This window comes from Streptomyces sp. E11-3, assembly GCF_046540415.1.
In the GTDB taxonomy this organism is placed as follows: domain Bacteria; phylum Actinomycetota; class Actinomycetes; order Streptomycetales; family Streptomycetaceae; genus Streptomyces.
In genome coordinates this window covers 1-2,026 of record NZ_JAZGRL010000130.1, presented here as the reverse complement: position 1 = coordinate 2,026, position 2,026 = coordinate 1, and the positions used below count along the sequence as shown (strand labels likewise).

At 74.4% G+C, this 2,026-nt stretch carries 1 protein-coding gene; it reads left to right on the top strand.

Annotation, left to right across the window (positions count from 1 at the left end; all coding sequences use genetic code 11):
* The coding region (cobT, locus tag U9R90_RS35800) for a nicotinate-nucleotide--dimethylbenzimidazole phosphoribosyltransferase (RefSeq protein WP_411061644.1) at positions 1-1,984 on the top strand (1,984 nt) is incomplete at its 5' end.
* Between the last annotated feature and the right edge of the window lie 42 nt (positions 1,985-2,026).

The following is a 2,026-nucleotide window of genomic DNA, read 5'->3' as shown; positions in this document are numbered from 1 at the left end:
CCCCGCAGACGGCGAGGTCGCCGCCCTCGCGGGGGACCCGCAGCCCGCCGCCGCACCACCCGCACCCAACGCCACCCCGGAGTCCGCGCTGAACCCGACAGCCGTCGAGGCCACCCCCGCCAGCGAGGGCCCGTCGGCCCTGGTCGCCGTCCCGCTCACCGTGAACGCCGAGGAACCGGCCGCCCCCGAGCAGGGCGCCGACGCCGAGGGCCCCGAACTGCTCGGCACCCCCGACACCCCGGAGTCCACCGGCACCGCCGCCCCCGGCTACGACGACGCCGAGCGCGACGCCGTACTGCGCGTCATGCGCGAACGCCGCGACATCCGCAACGGCTTCCGCAGCGACCCCATCCCGCACGAGGTGCTGCTCCGCGTCCTGGAGGCGGCCCACACCGCCCCCAGCGTCGGCCACTCGCAGCCCTGGGACTTCGTCGTCATCCGCTCCGCCGAGACCCGGCGCGCGATGCACGAACTGGCCACCCGCCAGCGCGAGGCGTACGCCAACTCCCTCCCCAAGGGCCGCGCCAAGCAGTTCAAGGAACTGAAGATCGAGGCCATCCTCGACACCCCGGTGAACATCGTCGTCACCGCCGACTCCACCCGCGGCGGCCGCCACACCCTCGGCCGCCACACCCAGCCGCAGATGGCCCCGTACTCCTCGGCACTCGCCGTCGAGAACCTCTGGCTCGCCGCCCGCGCCGAAGGCCTCGGCGTCGGCTGGGTCAGCTTCTTCGACGAGCGCGAGATGGTCCGCGAGCTGGGCCTGCCCGACCACCTGGAGGTCGTGGCGTACCTCTGTGTCGGATACGTCGACGAGTTCCCGGCCGAGCCGGAGCTGCTCTCCGCGGGCTGGTCCAAGCGGCGCCCGCTGTCCTGGGTCGTCCACGAGGAGACGTACGGCCGCCGCGCGCTGCCCGGTGAGGAGCCGCACGATCTGCTCGCCGAGACCGTCTCCAACATCCGCCCGCTGGACGCCAAGGCGCTCGGCGAGGCCTGGGAGCGGCAGAAGCGGATGACCAAGCCGGCCGGCGCGCTCGGCATGCTGGAGATCATCTCCGCCCAGCTCAGCGGTCTGTCCCGGATGTGCCCGCCGCCGATCCCGGAGCCCGCGGCCGTCGCGATCTTCGCGGGCGACCACGGCGTGCACGCTCAGGGTGTCACCCCCTGGCCGCAGGAGGTGACCGGCCAGATGGTCGCCAACTTCCTCGGCGGCGGCGCGGTCTGCAACGCCTTCGCCAACCAGGTCGGCGCCGAGGTCTGCGTCATCGACGTGGGCGTCGCATCCGACCTCCCGGCCACCCCCGGCCTGCTGCCCCGCAAGGTCAGGGCCGGTACGGCGGACATGACCACCGGGCCCGCCCTCACCCGCGAAGAGGTCAAGGCCGCCATCGAGGTCGGCATCGACACCGCGCGCGACCTGGTGGCGGCCGGGAACAAGGCCCTGCTCACGGGCGAGATGGGCATCGCCAACACCACCGCGTCGGCCGCCCTGATCTCCGTCTTCACCGGCGCCGACCCGGCCGAGGTCACCGGCCGCGGCACCGGCATCAACGACGAGACCCTCGCCCGCAAGACCGATGTCGTACGCCGTGCGCTCGAGCTCCACCAGCCCGACCCGGCGGACCCGATCGGCGTCCTGGCGGCCATCGGCGGCCTGGAGCACGCCGCGATCGTCGGCCTGCTGCTCGGCGGCGCGTCGCTGCGTACGCCGGTCATCCTGGACGGCGTCAGTGCCGGAGCCGCGGCCCTGGTGGCCCGCGCGATCGCCCCGGAGGTCCTCGCGGCCTGTATCGCGGGCCACCGCAGCGCCGAGCCGGGCCATGTCGCCGCCCTGAACAAGCTCGGCCTGCGCCCCCTGGTCGACCTGGACCTCCGCCTCGGCGAGGGCACCGGCGCGCTGCTGGCCCTCCCGGTGGTCCAGAGCGCGGCGCGGGCGATGCACGAGGTGGCGACGTTCGACTCGGCAGGCGTCACGGAGAAGTAGGAGGATCGGCGAGGGCGCCGCCCGCCCTCGCCGACGCCCCAC